This window comes from Candidatus Bathyarchaeia archaeon (assembly GCA_038883335.1).
Lineage (GTDB): Archaea > Thermoproteota > Bathyarchaeia > Hecatellales > Hecatellaceae > JAVZMI01.
Map to the genome: position 1 here is coordinate 1 of JAVZMI010000012.1, position 17,074 is coordinate 17,074.

Sequence of the window (17,074 nt, forward strand, 5' to 3'; positions counted from 1 at the left end):
GAGTTACCGCTAAAATTTACCTAACCAACTCACCCTTCACGACCTCGATGGGAGGGTCTGAAGCTATAGCTGGAGTTACTTCGATCTCGCCCGGAGACAGTGCAACTTTAACCTTCACATTAGATATAAGCCCAAATGCTGAGCTCAAAACTTACAATCTCGAGATGGATCTCACCTCGACAATCAGTAGGTATCCAGCTGGCGTCACCTCTAAGACGACGGTCTCAGTTCCGCTTCTTGGGGAGGTTCGATTCTCAGCAAACCTAAGCCCTAAAACTATATACTCGGGGCCCAACATAGTCACATTGAATCTTACAAATGAAGGTAGTGCCACAGCCTCAGCTGTCGAGGTTGTCATATCCGTCCCATCCCCGCTAGTAGCGGTGGCTGAAGATACTCTTTGGCGGTTCTCTCAAGTCAGGCCCTCAGAGAGCCTTACAGTTAATATGGAGTTGTATGCCCCTTCATCATCCAAAGGGAGCGCATACACGATCTCAGCTACTCTTTCATATAGTGATGGCTACGGGTTTGAAAGGAGTAGCTCTGTATCCGCTGGTGTAATAGTTGAAGATCCGGTAATAAAGCCCATTATGACGATCAAACTCGAAGATGGAGAGATCGCAGCTGGAGTAGTAAATAAAGTTAACTTTACGTTAGAGAATGAAGGGTTGAGTGACGCGAGGGATGTAAGCGTCACTTTAACTCTGCCCACTGGCAGTGCGTCCTTAGCTCAAACAACCACGACCTCGCCTCTAATATTGGTTGGAGAGGATAACTTCTGGCACTTCGACCTGATCAAATTCCAGACCTCAACATATTTCCCAGCCTACATAACTACAGGTAAAGACATTGTAGGGACATACAGAATAGACTTAACCCTAACCTATAAGGACGTGAGAGGTCAGCTATACACCGAGACAAGGAGCGTTGGCTTAGAGGTATTCCCTAATGTACCCAGCTCAAACATAAACCTCGAATCGTATAAAATCAGCCCAGAGATAGTCTATAAAGGTGATATCTTCACATTGACCCTAAATCTGAAAAATTTCGGCGATTTTGGGGCGCAATCTGTCACAGTGGGTCTCCAGCCTCCAGAGCTTTTCGCAGCTATAAGCCCCTCAGTCGTGAACTTAGGTGGTTTAGCGCCTAACTCAACCAAGTCGGTTGAGTACACACTGATGGCTTCACCTACCGCTAACTCTGGCGTGGTGCACGTCTTCAAAATCGACATCAGCTATACTGACCGTTTGGGTGTCAGGCAGGCTACGACGAACTATATCGGTGTCCCTCTCCATGGGAGGGTGGAGTTGGTAGTGTACGATGTCTCTACCAGTCCTTCCCCAGCTGAAATTGGGAACGAGTTTACGCTCTCATTCACAGTATTAAACCGTGGCACAGCCCCTGCCATGTACACTAACGTCTCGGTCATCCCAGAGTTTCCGTTTCAGCAAGCTCTAGGCGGTTTCCCATACATAGGTGAACTTGACCCAAACGCGCCAGCACCTATCTCACTAACGGCCATCGTAAGCCCCGAAGCAGGAGAAAGGGATTACCCATTGAAGCTTTCAATCTACTACCGCGATGAGTATAACCAACCCCAAACCGTTAACCAGACAGTCAATGTCCGCGTGGCTCCACCACTTCAGATAGAAAAGGAATCTGAGGCTACACAAACCAGTAGCGGTCTTCTACCTATAGCGGTCGCAGCCGTCGCCACAGTAGTAGTACTCGCTCTAATAGCATCTCGACTGAAGGGGAGGCGCAAACATTCTACCCCGACTCGAAAAAATCAGCCACTTTAGTAGATATCGCATTAAATTGTATCGCAAAAGTCTAGCATAATACTCTTTTTACGTACATACCAGACGTACTGGGCTCTCTATGTCTACTGCCCAGTCAAAATAAAGCTGGACTGAAAAGTATAGAATTAAATTCGAGTTAAGCCAAGGCCTATTCAGTTAGAGAAGCATTCTTCATAAACCAGATCTAAAGATAAGATGTAACACTAACCTTAAACACGATTGTATGCGGCTCATGCGAGATAGACTCGATAGTACCCTCAAGGAGGGTGAGACATTTTGGATCCCGATGGAACAGCAATTTACCCCCGGTTTCACTGGGAAGTGAGCATCGGGACTGTAAATTTCACATAAGTCAGAGTAACCATGGCGAATATCGCCAACCCTGAAACGAGGTAATCCATATTTTTAAACTTCAACTCATAGAGGCTTGTTCGACGCCTACTCAGCCCATAGCCTCTAGCCTCCATAACCTCCGCAAGCTCCCAACTCCTTCTAATCGAATTTGCTACCAATGGGAACAGTACGGGAACATAGTTTTTTACCCGAGAGATGAATCTGCCTCTGTCAAGTTCTAGGCCCCGTGCCCGTTGAGCATCTAAGATAAATTGAGTTTCCATTGCCAACAACGGTACAAATCTTACCGCCATAGTGAAGGCAAAGCAAAGTTCGAAGGGAATCCGAATTTTTTGTAAGGCTACGCTGAAGTCATCTGGCGAAGTAGAGGTGAGGAAGATAGAGAAAGACCCTACTATGATAATGAATTTGAGAGCCATAACAGCTGAAGTCTCCAAAGTCTCGCTCGTAATGATATAACCATGAATGGAAAGGTTAGAGAGAAGATGCGCCGTAAAGATTACCGCGCTGAAAACGGTAATGCTCCTCAACACTCTAACCCACTCCCTTAATAATTTCCCAACGATCACGACCGGAACGGTGGACATAAAAATTATGGTAAGAGGTAGCAACCTATCAAAGATCATAGCGCCTAAAAATATTGTGGCGGCCAGAAGAAATTTCACTCTAGGATCAAGATTGTGGAGAGGTGAGGAAACCCTCTTAAACTTTAAACCTCCATAAATCTTCATCAACCTCGATGGCTCTCCAAGATTTTTCGAGTGATAAAATCTCTAGCCTCTTGGATCCCTACAATGTTGGGCGGGAAGCCTAAATCTATGAGTGACTGGAACACCTCAGTAACTTGGGGTAGGAGTAAAGCTGCTTTTTTCACGAGGGCCGCATCTGTTAGTATCTCGTCTGCGGCTCCATCGGCTATTAGCCTACCCGCTGTCATTAAGCAAACTCTACATTGGCACCTCACGGCAAACTCAACGTCATGGGTAACGATTATGACGGTTCTACCGTCACGGTTCAGTGTTTTGAGAAGTTCAAGTAGCCTCTTCTTATGGCTATAGTCCTGCCCTAGGGTAGGTTCATCCACCACTAAACATTTTGGATCCCAGGCTAGAACACAGGCTAGAGCTACTCTCTTCTTCTCTCCTTCGCTGAGAAGAATTGGGGATGTATGTCTATGCTTCTCGATGCCGAGGAGCTCTAAAACCCAATCGACCCTCCTTTTGATAGTAGGGGGGTCGAATCCGAAATTTTTCAAAGCAAATGAAATCTCGCTCTCTACATCATCACAGAAGAGCTGGTGATTCGGGTTTTGGAACACTATGCCCACCTCTCTTGAAAGCTCAGCAACGGAACGCCTAGTTGTCTCTACGCCGTCAATTAAGACTCTTCCACTCGAAGGCTTAAGAAGCCCGTTAAAATGCTTTATAAGCGTCGTCTTACCCGCACCATTCTCACCCATCAGAGCTACGAATTCACCATTGGCGATCTCTAGTGAAATTCCTCTTAGTGCGGGTATGTTAGGTGGATAAGAGAAAGAAACATTCTCTGCCTTGATCGTCAACTTAGGGCGCCTCTCAGCTTTCTTGAAAGCTCTTCTGCGGATAAGGAAACTGGAAGGGTGAGGATTTTCTCTTGGGCGAGGATGCAGTGGAGTCTCGTAAATTTCGGTATATCCAAGCATTCAAGCTCCTTTAAACTCCGAGCTAGGACTGTTCTGGGGGCCCCATCTGACTTTATTCTTCCATCTAGCATCACTAGAATCCTTGTGGCATATTTGGCCACCAAGTCTAGGCGTTGTTCAACCAATATGACTGTGATTCTTTGCTCTCGATTTAGTCTTCCTATGACCTCCAAGATACTTTTAGCAGATAGTGGATCGAGATGCGATGTGGGCTCATCTAGGATCATTATTTTAGGTTTCATGGCAATAACGCATGCCAGTGCAACTTTCTGCTGCTCCCCACCCGAAAGCTCCTGAGGTGATCTCTCTCGAAGATTTGAAATGCCTAACACTTGTAGTGCCCAATCTACCCTGCGTCTAATCTCATCCCGCGGGGTAGCTAGGTTCTCAAGTCCAAATGCTACATCTCTCTCAGCGGAGAGTGAGAAAAGCTGGTTTTCCGGGTTCTGGAAGACGAATCCTACGTGTTGGGATAACTCATTTGTGCGGTGGGCTGAGGTATCTAAGCCAGCAATACTCACCGAACCATTAATTACTCCTCCATAGAAGTTGGGGATCAGCCCGTTTAGACATCTGCAAAGAGTTGTTTTGCCACAGCCGCTGGGACCTGTTAAGATGACAAACTCTCCTTCCTCAATCCTCAAGTTAATGTGGGAGATGGCGGGGCTTTCAGCTCTAGGGTACGTATAAGTTAAGTCTCTGATCTCTATCATGACTATTAAACCCGATGAGCTTGTATGGGTAGAAGACTCGGGAAGATTCTTCTAATCTTTAGCGATATCAAAGAGGCTAGAATGATCTTCACGATGTCACCCGGCAGGAAAGGTAGAACCCCTATCATAGTAGCTACACCCACCTCCAGCTTCAACCACCACGAAAGTTGCAGAACCCCTAACAGGTATACAAATGCTGAGCCAACCAACATTGAGGCGATAGATATTGAGAGACCAGAGCTGCGGTCTCTTGCCTCAACTAACTTACCAATAATATATGCGCCAACCACAAAGCCTGCCAGATAGCCGCCTGTCGGGCCAAATATGACGCCTACGCCAGCTTTTCCACCAGAGAAGATAGGTAGCCCTACGGCGCCTAGGAGAATATAAGTCAGCTGACTCAAGGCGCCTCGCCGGCTTCCGAGGCAGGCACCTGAGAGGTATACGAATAAGGTCTGCATGGTGATAGGTACAGGGCTAAAAGGCAGGGGTATGAATATGTAGGCACCTATGGCCGTGAGGGCAGCAAAAAGGGAGGTTAGAGTTATGTCTAACGCTGTAAGTCTCATATAAGTTATGAGGCGGATAAGGTTATATAAAGTTAACCAGCCTAATATTGTAGGTTAACAGTTTATGGCTGAAGTGCTGGAAAATATAATTAAAACGCTTAAGGAGAAAAAAGATGATTATACTTCTGGTGAAGAGTTAGCGAAACAGCTCAACATTTCTAGAGTAGCTGTCTGGAAGTATATCCAGAAACTGAAGAGTGAAGGGTATCACATAAAGTCGGTACCGAATAAAGGGTACTGTCTGCTGGGCAACTCAGACCTATTGTTGCCGTGGGAGATCAAAGCTAAGCTACAAACAAGCTTAATAGGACATGAGATCCACTACTTCAAGGAGGTCAACTCCACACAAGATATAGCGAAGAGGCTAGCGAGTGAGGGTGCAAGAGAGGGGACTATAGTTGTTGCTGAGAGGCAGACCAACGGCCGGGGGCGTATGGGTCGAGATTGGTTCTCACCATCGGGGGGCGTATGGTTATCCATAATATTAAGGCCACGTTTTAATCCCCGCATCCAAGGGCTCACTTTATTGGCGGGTGTAGCCGTAGCCAGAGCTATTAAACGGCTCTACAATTTGGAGGCAAAGTTGAAGTGGCCCAACGACGTGATACTTAACGGCAAGAAGGTTTGCGGCATACTCGCTGAGGTCAATGCTGAGATGGATTTGATCAATTACCTAGTTATCGGCATCGGTGTGAATGTAAACGTTGACCTATCTTCTGAAAAGAGACTACGTGAAACTGCCACCTCGATTAAAGAGGTAATAGGAAAGGAGTCCTCTAGAGTAGATTTCCTGCAAATACTGCTGGAAGAGTTCGAGCATTTATATAGGCTGTTCGCCGTAGAAGGGTTCGGATCGATTCTAAATGAGTGGAGAGGGCGCTCGGAAACTCTTGGAGCTTTGGTTAGCGTTACCTCTGTCGATGAAGAGTTCGAGGGGCTGGCTTTAAATGTGGACGGTGAAGGGTTTCTAATCGTTAAGCTTAGAGACGGCTCTTTGAAGCGTGTAGTCGCTGGAGACGTGCGCATTATGAAGGCTTAGAAAGCATAAATGGCAATCTTCATGTTTTTAAAGGCATCTCACGTTTTTCTAAGAAGTTTCGAGTTTATTATTGAGTAGCACGGTTGTGATTTTTCATGAGGTGGAAGTGTGATTGAGTTTTGTAAATTACCAACGATTATAATGTATAATGTACATGTTGGCTCGATAATGATTGTCTACCTGGTGGAATGTTTTGATGAACTCAGCAGTATTCTCCGAAGCTATAATTGATCGGCTTGCCGGAACAGCTTATAGGCCAGAGGTCGTCTATCGGCTTGCGGGTGATCGCTATATACTTGTGGAGTATGGCGAGATGAAACTTAACTTAGAGTATACTTTCCGAGTATATGCTCTGGATCAAGAAATTAAAAAAAGGAAAATCAATGGGTTAATCGAAACTGCGCCAGGGGTTCGCTCACTACTTATACACTACGACAGCCTTAAACTGCCTACGCAAGAACTTATCGCACAGTTAAAGGAGGCAGAGGAGAAGATCCCGTACCTTAAAGAACTCATGATACCCTCCCGCTTCATAAATCTTCCTATAGCTATCCATGACAAGTGGACAAAGGAGGCTATACGCAGATATATGGAGACGGTAAGGGCTGATGCGCCAAACCTACCAGATAATGTAGAGTTTGTGGCAAAATGTAACGGGCTAAAAGGCGTGGAGGAGGTCAAGGAGTACATATCTGCAACTCAGCATCTCGTGATCGGTCTGGGCGACGTTTACCCTGGCGCACCCTGTGCAGTGCCACTTGACCCCCGTTATAGGCTGGTTGTTCCCAAATACAACCCCGCCAGGATGTGGACCCCTGAGGGGGCTGTTGGGATAGGCGGAGCATACATCTGTATATATTCGATTGAGTCACCGGGCGGGTATCAGCTGATCGGCCGTAGTGTCCAGATATGGGACGCCGAGCAGAAGCACCCAGCATTCAGAGAAGCTCCTTGGTTACTGAGACCGTTTGACAGGATACAGTTTACGCCTGTAACTGAAAGCGAGCTAGAGGAGATTCGGCGGCAGATTTCGGATGGGATCTATAGATTCAAGATAAATCCCTACGAGGTTTTTAATGTTAAAGGGTATTTCGACTTCTTGGATTCTATCCGCGAGGAAGCTGACGCGTTCAGAAAGAGGCAGCAGGAGGCAAGCAAAGATATAATCATATAATCTCCGGAGGCTAGTTATATGTTCGAGGTTATAGAAGGTGGAATTCAAACTACTGTTCAAGATTATCCGGGCAGAATAGGTTACTGGAACATCGGTATTCCCCCTTCTGGACCTATGGATCCCTTAGCCTTCAGGCTGGCTAACTTATTGGTTGGCAACTTCCAAGGTGAGGCAGGACTTGAGATCACTGCTGTTGGGCCGAAGCTCAGATTCCTGGAAGATGCTGTCGTAGCTGTGACTGGACCGAAACTTAGACTTGAGGTTGATGGAGAGCTCATCCCCATGTGGGAGTCAGTAAAGGTGAAAAGGGAGTCAATATTGTCCATAGGCTTGATAAAGGAGTATGGTTTCAGGGCATACTTAGCTATCGCTGGTGGGATAGATGTCCCTATTTTTCTAGGCAGTAAGTCCACTATGACACCACCAAGACCGCCATTTCTACCTTATGGCCATTTAGGCGGATTTGAGGGGAGACCCCTGAAGAGGGGTGACGTCCTCAAAACTAGCAGGCCAAACAAGCTGTTAGCTGAACTTGTTGGGAGGAAGTTAAAAGCTAGCGCTATGCCAACTTATCAGAGGGTGTGGGAGATCGGGGCTATCCCTGGTCCTCATGCCGACCCAGACTTTCTTACACCTGAGGACATGAAGATGTTCTTCAATTACGACTGGAAAGTACATCGAAACTCGAATAGATTAGGATACAGGCTTAGCGGTCCAAAGCCCCGATGGGCTCGGAATGATGGGGGTGAGGCTGGGAGGCATCCTTCAAACATACATGACTGCGCCTATGCTATAGGCACCGTAAATATGACAGGCGATATGCCTATAATTCTAACCGTTGACGGGCCTAGCCTTGGAGGGTTCGTCTCCAACGCCACAATCGTCAGCGCCGAACTCTGGAAGGTTGGGCAAGCTGTGCCTGGCGTTGACATTATGAGGTTTAGGAAGCTTACCCTAGAGGAAGCTGTGAAGCTTAGAAAGGAGCAGGAAAAATTGATAGCTACATCCATTAGCGGCTAGTTGCATGTAATCTACCAAAAAGGAGGCAAAGCGGACTTTTGGAGTGGTTTGGGTTCGAGAGTGGTGTTACGGTAACTCTCATTGGTATGTTATTCACCTTCCTCTTTTGCGGAATAATAGGCATTGTAGTTTGGTTCATAAGTCTGGTTATCCCTAAAACTGGAAGGTTTGAAGTGAAGGAGCAGGGAAAGCCTTCAGGAGAGAAAAATAAGGAGGGTAAAAGCAATTGAGGGGATTTCTTGAAGAGATACTAGCCTTCCTAACTACCACTGGCTACGCCAACCTCACAGTAGGGCATGTTATAATGATAGCCTTCGCCTTGGCTCTCATCTACTTGGGTGTAGCCAAAAAATATGAGCCGCTTCTCCTAGTTCCCATAGGGTTCGGCTGTGCTCTAGCAAATGTACCTCTTGGAGGCATGTCGGATACTCACGGGCTTCTTTACAACATCCGTCACTTCCTCATCGATACAGAGGTTTTGCCTATCCTCATCTTTATCGGTGTAGGTGCTATGACCGACTTCGGGCCCATGCTGGCAAGACCGCTTCACGCCCTACTTCTGGGAGCAGCAGGTCAACTTGGCATTTTCCTAGTCTTCCTCGCATGCCTTTTAATAGGTTACACTCCAGCTGAGGCGGCTGGTATAGGTATCATCGGCTCAGCTGACGGGCCGACTATCATATACGCGAATACGAAACTAGCACCGCACCTCCTCGGCCCCGTTGCTGCGAGTGGTTACCTCTATATGGCAATGGTTCCGATAATACAACCACCTTTGGTATATGCTTTAACAACAGCGAAGGAGCGCGCGGCCTATATGCCGCCCATGATTAGGAAGGTTTCAAAGCTTGAAAAGATCATCTTTACAATCGTTTTGGTGGTTGTTGCGTCCATGCTCGTTCCTGCAGCGACTCCGCTGATAGGTGCCATAGCGGTAGGTAACCTCTTCAGGGAAAGTGGTGTTACTGAAAGGCTTGCCCGCACCTCGGAGAATGAATTAATGAATATATGCACTATACTGGTAGGTTTGGGTGTTGGTGGGACTCTCACAGCTGAGGTCTTTCTCAAGCCTCCAGTACTCCTGATCTTCGCCCTAGGTGTTGCAGGGTTTGCCGGCGGAACCGTCGGCGGGCTACTGTTAGGTAAGCTCTTCTACGTAATCTCAAAGGGAAAATATAATCCAGTCATCGGTGTCGCCTCAGTCTCAGCCGTGCCAATGACGGCTAGAGTCAGCCAAGTTATCGTCAGTAAGGCAAATAGCCGGTGCTATGTGTTGATGCATGCTATGGGTCCAAATATAGCGGGCGTGATAGCTTCAGCCCTCGTGGCGGGTTACTTTATAACCCTCTTAGCGCCCTAAACCTCAACAAACATAGTTCCTTTTTTAAACACTTGCCTACAAGTCGATCTTATATGTTGTTTAGAATATGGAGAGAGCAAGATTAAAGGGAGAGGCGACAGCGTTTCCCTCTTTCTACTCGATTATAACGAGAGGGTCGCCGATCTCTACGAAGTCGCCGGTTGAGACTTTAAGCTCCTTGACAACGCCGTCTCTCGGTGCAAAGATCTCGTTCTCCATTTTCATAGCTTCTATTGTGAGTAGGACTGCGCCTGCACTAACTTTATCTCCTATTTTAACGTTCACCGAGAGGACCTTACCGGGAAGTGGAGATTCCACTGTTTCTTGCATTGGAACTCTTCACCGCCTAGCGGGTTAATGCTTCATTGCATTTAGGCAACTTTAATATTTGTGATTTATAAAAATAAATCACACAAATAAAAAAGTGAAAGGCATTGAAGCATAGTGTAGCTGGGTGGTTTGAAGGGCGTGGTAATTCTTAAGGCTGAATCTGAAGAGGTATCATCCAAGTTTAAGAACACCTGTCCTCTCTGCAGAAATATAGTAAGTTTTGCAGTCGAGAAGGATGGCGTATTTGCTCCTGCTCGCTTCGGCTGTGGGAAGTGTGGGGCTATCTGGGAGTACTGGGAGGACTGGGAGAGGCGTGCCGCGATGAGGGGGGCTAAGCTGGTAGAGGCAGGTGGGAGCGGCAGAGGTAAGGAACTCCTTGGCGCATACCTTGAAGCGGCTTTCTGGCAGAAGCTACTGGAAGACGACGGTGTCATCGACATGTCTCAACAGAGTATTCCTCAAATTGGGGATATAAAAGTAAAATATAAAAGCCAAAGTCTCTCGTGGATGAGACTAAAACGAAGGCTCAAGTTTGGGAAGGCAACCCCAGCCGAACGTTCATCAGAAACCCCGGCGACAATACGTTATTCAATGTATAATCTGGAAGTATATGTCCCGCCCGGTTGCCGAGTTGTAGGGGAAAGACCGAATCTTAAGTGGGAAGGGAGAATGGATCTTCAAACGCCGCACGGGTTCAAGATAAACATCATCTGGAGCCCCCTAGTTAATGTGAGAGATAAATACGCGACACCGTCTGCTTTCGTAGACGCAGCCATAAAAGAGATTGAAAAGAAGAGCGATGTGAAGTCTCTTATAGTGGAGGAAAGAAAGACCACTGAGTTACCTGGGCACGCTATGGACTTTTGTCACTTCTCGGTGATACACGAGCAGCGAAAGGGCTTTTTTGGGCTTAGGCGAAGACAGGCGGTTGGCGGCTGTTCCGCGCATATGGTTGCCGTTATCTACTGTGAGGAGGGTCTAAGATACTTCATAATCTATGCGGAGACTGAGCTTGAAGGTTCAGAAAAGTTAGGCGAGACCTTTAACCAAGTTTTACAATACTTTAAGTGTCATCTATCGGCTTAGCCTTTTCCCATAATGCTTCAAATGATCTGTGGAGCATAGTGACAACTGCGTCTGATCTGATCCATGTCGTATTGCCAGTGGCTGTAGCATTATCATATGTGTCATGTACGATCTCACCAATGATGGCTTCGTCTAGATCTTTAATATACATGTACATATATTGAGGGGGGATAGCTCTTACCTCGGCAATTTTTAATAACTTGCGTGAAACCTCGGCATTCTCCTCATCGCGTTGTGTCAAAATACGAATCTCCACACTCCTCTCAAATTTAGCCTTCACCAAGTCATCCATTACCACCTTCTCAAGTCGGAGTAGTCCCTTCGAGGTTGAAGTTATGATCGCAATGTAGCGGGTTGCATTTTTTACAATTCCTATAGTTTTATCGCCAATGAACTCCCAGCCGTAGCCCGCCTTAATAACACAGGGAGCTTCCCCTGCGAGGATCTCTTTGAGTTTTACTTCCGCGTTGGTGGCGCTCTTCCACATCTCGTTGAACAGGTCCATTGTGCAACCAAATAACACATTCTCCCTGCAGACTACAAGTTTATCTAGATTGCTAAGAGGCTCTCTTGCAATGTTCATTGCGGAAGCAACATCTGAGTTATCGGTTATAATTAGTAAGCTGGGGGTCATCTGATCGAGATGTTTAACAGGGCAGAATCTCGAAATGGTTTGAATCGAATCTAGATGCTTCTCCTTAACCTCTGTTAGAATTTTTACATCTACACCTCTCCTCCGCGCATTCCTAACCAGAGGCAATAAGTCGCTTAGAAGCTTGTCCAGTATTTCTGGCGAAATAACTATCGCTAGGGAGGACTTAGAATGCTTGATAAGCCATGCGAGCTGCGACCATGTCGCCTCCCGCCCTTCGATCAGCTCTATCCTCATATCGGGCTGATTTTCTTTATTGTTTTTGTCTATCCAATTATCTTTCAGCTCATTTAATTTTGATATAATCTGTTGCCGGTTGTTTCTAAGCTCCTTGATACGTTCCTCCTCTTTTTTCACTAACAGATTAAGAAGCTCGGTTGGCTGTATACAGTGATAGATCCGAGGGTGACTTAAATTCTCCTTCACCACACCTAGCGTTTTTAGCCTCTTCAAGATGCGATATAACTCTTCTCTCGGAATACCGGTAGCTTCGGCAATAGGTTTGACAGGCGCTGCACCTAATTGCAATAGGCCCAGATATGTTATTGCTTGCCGTTTTGAAAGCCCATATCTAACCAAGTACTCGCTGAGCTCCCAAGTTTGGTTAACAATCACAGAGGAAGTCATCTTCGTGGTACAACTATGGAAAGAGCCATTTAAACATGGTTGCTTCTTGTAATTAACCACTGCAAATCACATATGAATATATTTGGTATGGCTTTAAATGGGATAGAGGTCACCTCAGAATATGGTTCTGCCGAAGAAGGGAAAAGCGATTCTTTGGGATGAGTTGAGCTGGAAGGACATCCAGCAACTCACAGAGAAAATGAAGATGGCTATCCTGCCAACCGCATCAATAGAGCAGCATGGCCCCCATCTGCCGCTCTCCGTTGATACTATAGACTGCTACGAGGTCGCCAAAAGAGTGTCTGCTAAGACAGGCGTTCCAGTAGTTCCGCCATTATGTTATGGAAGCTCCGGAAGCCACGGTGATTTCCCAGGAACGCTATCAATCAGCCCTGAAACCATGATGAGGATGATAGTTGAGATCAGCGGCTGGCTGTACAAGGCTGGCATAAGAAAGATAATGATCCTCAACGGTCACATGTGGAATTGGGGTCCCATATATTGTGCAAGGGATATCTTGAGGGAAAAATTCTCAGACCTACAGGTAAGGGTGCAGGACTGGTGGTCTGTTACCGATTCAGTGTTAAAGAAGCTGGTTAGGGACTGCCCAGAGACTCGTGGTTGGGGGGGCTACATTCACGCAAACGAAGCTGAGACAGCCTGCGTATTGGCGGTAAGACCAGACCTGGTGGAGATGGATAAGGCTGTTAATGAAGGTGACCACCTCACTTTCTTCGAATATCGATCTGACCGGTACACGAAGAGTGGGGTCATAGGTGTAGCCGCCACAAAGGCTACAGCGAAATTTGGTGAAGAAATCTTGGAAGAAGCAGCTACAGAGCTTGCCAAATTAGTTGAGAAAGGGCTGAAAGAGGAACTACCAAGTAAAACAATCTAAAAGAGGTGAGAAATGCGTGGAAAAAGTTAAAGACGAATTTGCAGATCGCCCTGTTCCGAGGGAAGCGAGACTTGGATTCTGGCCTCCCGCCGTCACCGTGGCTGGTTTCGGGTATGCTTATGTTTGTATCTACATCGGTAGCGGAATCTATGCGGGGCTTGGGGCGCCAGCTGCTTACACCGCTGCCATAGCTGGGGCGTTGTTCCTCTTCACGTACTCCAGCTTTATAGCAGTCAAGTCGTCCCAATACGGCTATAACCTCCCATTGCAGTGTAAAGCAACCTTCGGTAGATATGGTTACGTTATCCCAGCATTGCTCTTGGCTGGGCTTGTGAACGGTTGGTTCACATTCCAGGCTTGGTTAGCGGCAGATCTGTTCTGTGGCCTATACGGGTATGAATGGTACTCGGGGGCTGCAGGCGGTGGAATGGCACCAGGCGGCCTTGCAGGATTCGGCAATATCCTAGGTCCAACTGGCACCACATGGTTCTGGACTATCATATTCGCCGCCATATTCGGGCTATTTGCCATTTACGGTATCAAGTGGATGTACTACTTCGCTAGGTTTGCCATCATCGCCATCACAGGCCTCGTAATCTGGATGGTTTACACTGTTCTAGACGCTGTGTTCGTCCAAGGTATAAATCTAATGAGCAGACCACCAATAGGGCCTGAGATACCGTGGGCTCTGGGGATGACTATGTCTGTAGGAACTTTCGTTAATAGCTCAACTATGACAGGCGACTTCAATAGGTGGACTAAAAGTACTAAAGAAGCGTTAGGTGTAACTGCTGTCTGGTTCCTAGGCACCAATAACGCCATGGTTGTAATGGGTTGCCTATATTCAGCCGCGGCATTAAAGCTTGATTGGTTCTATGGGCTGGCAACTGTAGGCGCAGGAATACCGATAATGGTCATGCAGTGGGCGAGCAACGGGACGACCTGTGACTCGTGCCTATACAACTCGACCAACGGTTATGTCAACGTATTTCAAGGTCTAGGTGGTAGGGGAAGGTGGTTCACTTGGAAACGGGCTTCAGCAATAGGGATGCTTGGAGGCATAATTGTGGGCGCCTCGGGTATAATGAGCAGCCTCGTAGGTTGGCTGACAACACTATGCGTCTTCGTACCAACTGTAGGCGGAGTCATTATTGGGCACTTCTGGATTGTAGCACGACACCTGAATGATGAAGAGATGCTCGCCTTGACCACGAAGAAGGTCAATACGCCCGCCCTTGTAAGCTTCGCTGGAGCAGTAGCAACCGCGTACTACATGGCCTTTATGACACCCGAGCTTACTCCTGCCATCGCAGGAATTATCTGGGGTGTGATAGTGTACCCGATCTTATGGAAGGTGTCAAGAGCCAAATTACTCCCCGAAGGGTTCAAGCCTTCCAAGCCATCTGAACCTGCAGCCGCCCCAAAGGTGTCAAAGGTTGCGTCTGTCATATTGGATGAGGCGTTGACGGATCTGCTGCCGAGTAGGAGGATTAACTATGCAAAGATTTAGCTCCCTAGGCCAGAATCGCTCTTTTTTTCTTATTTTCTTTTTTTCCTCTAAAAAAGAAAATAGGTGGTGGTGAAAATTAGCGCGATAAAGCATGTCTATGAGGTTCCACCCCCAGTTCTTGGGAAGAAATTCTCAGTGAAAGTTTTCGACTGCCCAAACTTCGGAGACACTTCAATCTTAGAGTTCGACTCTAAGAGAACGGCTTTCGTCGTAATCGACATGCAGACTGACTTTTGCGGTAAAGGTGGATACGTGGACGTGATGGGCTACGACCTCTCCTTAACAGCTGCACCGATCAAACCGATTAAAAACTGCCTAGAAACTGTGAGAGGTACCGACATCACCATCATCCACACTAGGGAGGGCCATAAGCCTGACCTATCCGACTGCCCCCCCAACAAGATCCTCAGAAGCAAGATCATAGGCAAAGGTGTGGGTATAGGGGACGTACCTAAAGGCGGAATGGGTAGACTGTTAGTGCGGGGGGAGAAAAACTGGGATATAATCCCAGAACTCTACCCCACCCCTGGCGAGTTCATAATCGACAAACCTGGAAAAGGATCATTTTACGCCACAGACCTCGACCTAGTCCTACGTAATAGAGGCATAACCCACTTGGTCTTGACGGGAATAACCACCGACGTCTGCGTTCATACAACGATGAGAGAAGCCAACGACCGAGGCTACTGGTGTCTACTCCTCGAAGACTGCACAGGGGCAACTGACTACGGGAACTACCTAGCAGCAATAAAGCAAATCAAGATGCAAGGCGGAGTCTTTGGATGGGTCTCCAGCTCTACTGAGTTCATAGCCGCCCTCAAGAAAGCTAAGCTGAAATAGCAACCCCAACAGCCCGAACCCTAAGCTCTCAAAAAGACGGTTCCTCCACAGTTAGCTTGAGAGCTTAGGGTCCTATTTTTTAGCTATGTGTTATACTTGATTTATAATGCTTGTTTCGGCATTTAAGTTTACGGGGTGGCTCAGCTCTATCTAACTCTATTCCCTTCTCAACGCTACTATGGGGTCTAAGCTGGATGCCCTCCACGCAGGGTAAAATCCTGCAATTATACTGGTAATCAGAGCGAAACCCCAAACGAATAATATGTCGCCTGCAAAAAAGACCGGCTTTATCTCACCGAAGAAACCTTGCTGCGGCGTACCCGCCAAAAGCATGCTTAGCAGAGATGCACCTAATCCCATCCCTAAAAGTATACCGACACTCGCACCTATGGCACCTATCAAAGCAGCCTCGCTCAGGAACAGCAACATGATCAGGCTATCTTTAAAACCTAAGGCCTTAAGAATCCCGATCTCTCGAGTACGCTCCATCACCGCTGTTAACAACGTGGTCACAACACCTACTGCGGCGACAATCATTGATATAGCCGCTATTGCTGACACGAAGACTGAGAAGCCAGATACGAATCCCTGTATTGTCTCGACGATCGCTTTCGGTGTAGTTATGCCGATATCTTCACCGTATATCTCTCTAATTCTCTCTTCGACTTGGGGGTTAAGATCAGCCGATCTAGTTACAATATATACCGCATCATATTCCCCGCCGGTCTTGAAGAAGGTTTGAGCAGCAGATAAAGATACCAAAGCTATGTCGTTCATCTGGATGAAGCTACTGGCCCCGAGATCCTCTATTGAACCTCTAACTATGAACGACCTCTTCACAGTGACTGGCTTCTGCGTGGAACCAGAGCCCTCCAAAACTGTGTATTGCGCGGTTAGACTTTGCCCAAGTCTGGCGAAGGGTTGAGTTTGTCCAGGCGGGTATTTTATATCATGTCCCACTACTACACCGACAGAGTCGAAAGGTGATACAAGTTGTCCCTCTTCCAACTTGATGTTCGGAGCGATGTAGTGCGCCTTAGTTTGATCCATACCAACCATCATCACACTTATTGTAGACCCGCCAGACCGCAGCTCTACGTTGCGTGCGATTATTGGGGAGACATCTAAGACTCCTGGAATCGACCTGAGCGTGTTGACTGTAAGTGCGTTAAGCTCAACTGGATTGCTCTGCGCGCCTCCAGCTCCCATTATCACTGGCGCAGGTGTAACAATTATAATGTTTGGGGCTAGGACGCTGAACTGTTCCTCTATGAAGACATTCATGCCAGCGCTCATACCATCGAGTGAAATTATTAAGCTAGCTCCAATGACTACCATTAGGATAGTTAAGGCAGCCCTTACCTTCCTCTCTCTTAATGCGTTCAGGGAGAAACTGAAGATCTCTAATACGTTCAACCA

16 protein-coding genes are annotated in these 17,074 nt (G+C 47.1%); 9 read left to right on the forward strand and 7 right to left on the reverse strand.

From position 1 onward, the window contains the following. Positions 1 to 1,802, forward strand: a 1,802-nt coding sequence (locus tag QXJ75_05970) for a hypothetical protein (protein MEM3737609.1), incomplete at its 5' end; no start/stop codon positions are given. A 311-nt stretch (positions 1,803 to 2,113) separates the two neighbouring features. On the opposite strand, the gene QXJ75_05975 is transcribed toward QXJ75_05970, so the two are convergent. Genes QXJ75_05975 through QXJ75_05990 form a run of 4 tightly spaced genes read right to left on the reverse strand, consistent with a single transcriptional unit; the run spans position 2,114 to position 5,119 of the window. After that, positions 2,114 to 2,887 carry an energy-coupling factor transporter transmembrane component T gene (locus tag QXJ75_05975; protein MEM3737610.1) on the reverse strand — a complete coding sequence of 258 codons (774 nt, stop codon included), beginning with the start codon at positions 2,885 to 2,887 and terminating at the stop codon, positions 2,114 to 2,116. Further along, a complete protein-coding gene (locus tag QXJ75_05980) occupies positions 2,887 to 3,717 on the reverse strand; it encodes an ABC transporter ATP-binding protein (protein ID MEM3737611.1) in 831 nt (276 codons plus the stop codon). The genes QXJ75_05975 and QXJ75_05980 overlap by 1 nt, the downstream gene beginning before the upstream one ends. Then, positions 3,714 to 4,550 carry an ABC transporter ATP-binding protein gene (locus tag QXJ75_05985; protein ID MEM3737612.1) on the reverse strand — a complete coding sequence of 279 codons (837 nt, stop codon included), beginning with the start codon at positions 4,548 to 4,550 and terminating at the stop codon, positions 3,714 to 3,716. Before QXJ75_05985 ends, QXJ75_05980 begins: the two co-directional genes overlap by 4 nt. Positions 4,551 to 4,555: 5 nt before the next feature. Next, complete coding sequence (locus QXJ75_05990) at positions 4,556 to 5,119, reverse strand: biotin transporter BioY (GenBank protein ID MEM3737613.1); 564 nt, start codon at positions 5,117 to 5,119, stop codon at positions 4,556 to 4,558. 64 nt (positions 5,120 to 5,183) lie between these two features. Here QXJ75_05990 and QXJ75_05995 point away from each other — a divergent pair, with 64 nt between their 5' ends. From QXJ75_05995 to QXJ75_06010, 4 genes are all read left to right on the forward strand, one after another. After that, positions 5,184 to 6,158, forward strand: a complete 975-nt coding sequence (locus QXJ75_05995) for a biotin--[acetyl-CoA-carboxylase] ligase (GenBank protein ID MEM3737614.1) — start codon at positions 5,184 to 5,186, stop codon at positions 6,156 to 6,158. A 196-nt stretch (positions 6,159 to 6,354) separates the two neighbouring features. Further along, positions 6,355 to 7,332 (forward strand): carboxyltransferase domain-containing protein, encoded by a 978-nt coding sequence (locus tag QXJ75_06000; GenBank protein MEM3737615.1) that lies wholly within the window; start codon positions 6,355 to 6,357, stop codon positions 7,330 to 7,332. 18 nt (positions 7,333 to 7,350) lie between these two features. Further along, the gene (locus QXJ75_06005) at positions 7,351 to 8,352 is read left to right on the forward strand and encodes a 5-oxoprolinase/urea amidolyase family protein (GenBank protein MEM3737616.1); all 1,002 of its coding nucleotides are present in this window, start codon (positions 7,351 to 7,353) and stop codon (positions 8,350 to 8,352) included. A 226-nt stretch (positions 8,353 to 8,578) separates the two neighbouring features. Next, positions 8,579 to 9,712: a sodium ion-translocating decarboxylase subunit beta gene (locus tag QXJ75_06010; protein MEM3737617.1), complete on the forward strand. Its 1,134-nt coding sequence runs from the start codon at positions 8,579 to 8,581 to the stop codon at positions 9,710 to 9,712. A gap of 114 nt (positions 9,713 to 9,826) precedes the next feature. On the opposite strand, the gene QXJ75_06015 is transcribed toward QXJ75_06010, so the two are convergent. Continuing rightward, positions 9,827 to 10,042: a biotin/lipoyl-containing protein gene (locus QXJ75_06015; protein ID MEM3737618.1), complete on the reverse strand. Its 216-nt coding sequence runs from the start codon at positions 10,040 to 10,042 to the stop codon at positions 9,827 to 9,829. Between the two features lie 129 nt (positions 10,043 to 10,171). Here QXJ75_06015 and QXJ75_06020 point away from each other — a divergent pair, with 129 nt between their 5' ends. Beyond that, entirely contained in the window at positions 10,172 to 11,128 is a 957-nt protein-coding gene (locus QXJ75_06020) for a hypothetical protein (protein MEM3737619.1), read from the forward strand. Here the strand turns inward: QXJ75_06020 and QXJ75_06025 are convergent. Beyond that, complete coding sequence (locus tag QXJ75_06025; protein ID MEM3737620.1) at positions 11,106 to 12,407, reverse strand: helix-turn-helix domain-containing protein; 1,302 nt, start codon at positions 12,405 to 12,407, stop codon at positions 11,106 to 11,108. The two genes, QXJ75_06020 and QXJ75_06025, sit on opposite strands and share 23 nt — an antisense overlap. Before the next feature lie 121 nt (positions 12,408 to 12,528). Between QXJ75_06025 and QXJ75_06030 the strand changes: the two genes are divergently transcribed. From QXJ75_06030 to QXJ75_06040, 3 genes are all read left to right on the forward strand, one after another. Then, entirely contained in the window at positions 12,529 to 13,305 is a 777-nt protein-coding gene (locus tag QXJ75_06030; protein ID MEM3737621.1) for a creatininase family protein, read from the forward strand. Between the two features lie 16 nt (positions 13,306 to 13,321). Next, entirely contained in the window at positions 13,322 to 14,815 is a 1,494-nt protein-coding gene (locus tag QXJ75_06035) for a cytosine permease (protein MEM3737622.1), read from the forward strand. A 174-nt stretch (positions 14,816 to 14,989) separates the two neighbouring features. Further along, complete coding sequence (locus tag QXJ75_06040) at positions 14,990 to 15,655, forward strand: isochorismatase family cysteine hydrolase (GenBank protein MEM3737623.1); 666 nt, start codon at positions 14,990 to 14,992, stop codon at positions 15,653 to 15,655. 156 nt (positions 15,656 to 15,811) lie between these two features. Here the strand turns inward: QXJ75_06040 and QXJ75_06045 are convergent, their stop codons facing one another. After that, positions 15,812 to 17,071, reverse strand: a complete 1,260-nt coding sequence (locus QXJ75_06045) for an FtsX-like permease family protein (GenBank protein MEM3737624.1) — start codon at positions 17,069 to 17,071, stop codon at positions 15,812 to 15,814. Positions 17,072 to 17,074: the final 3 nt, after the last annotated feature.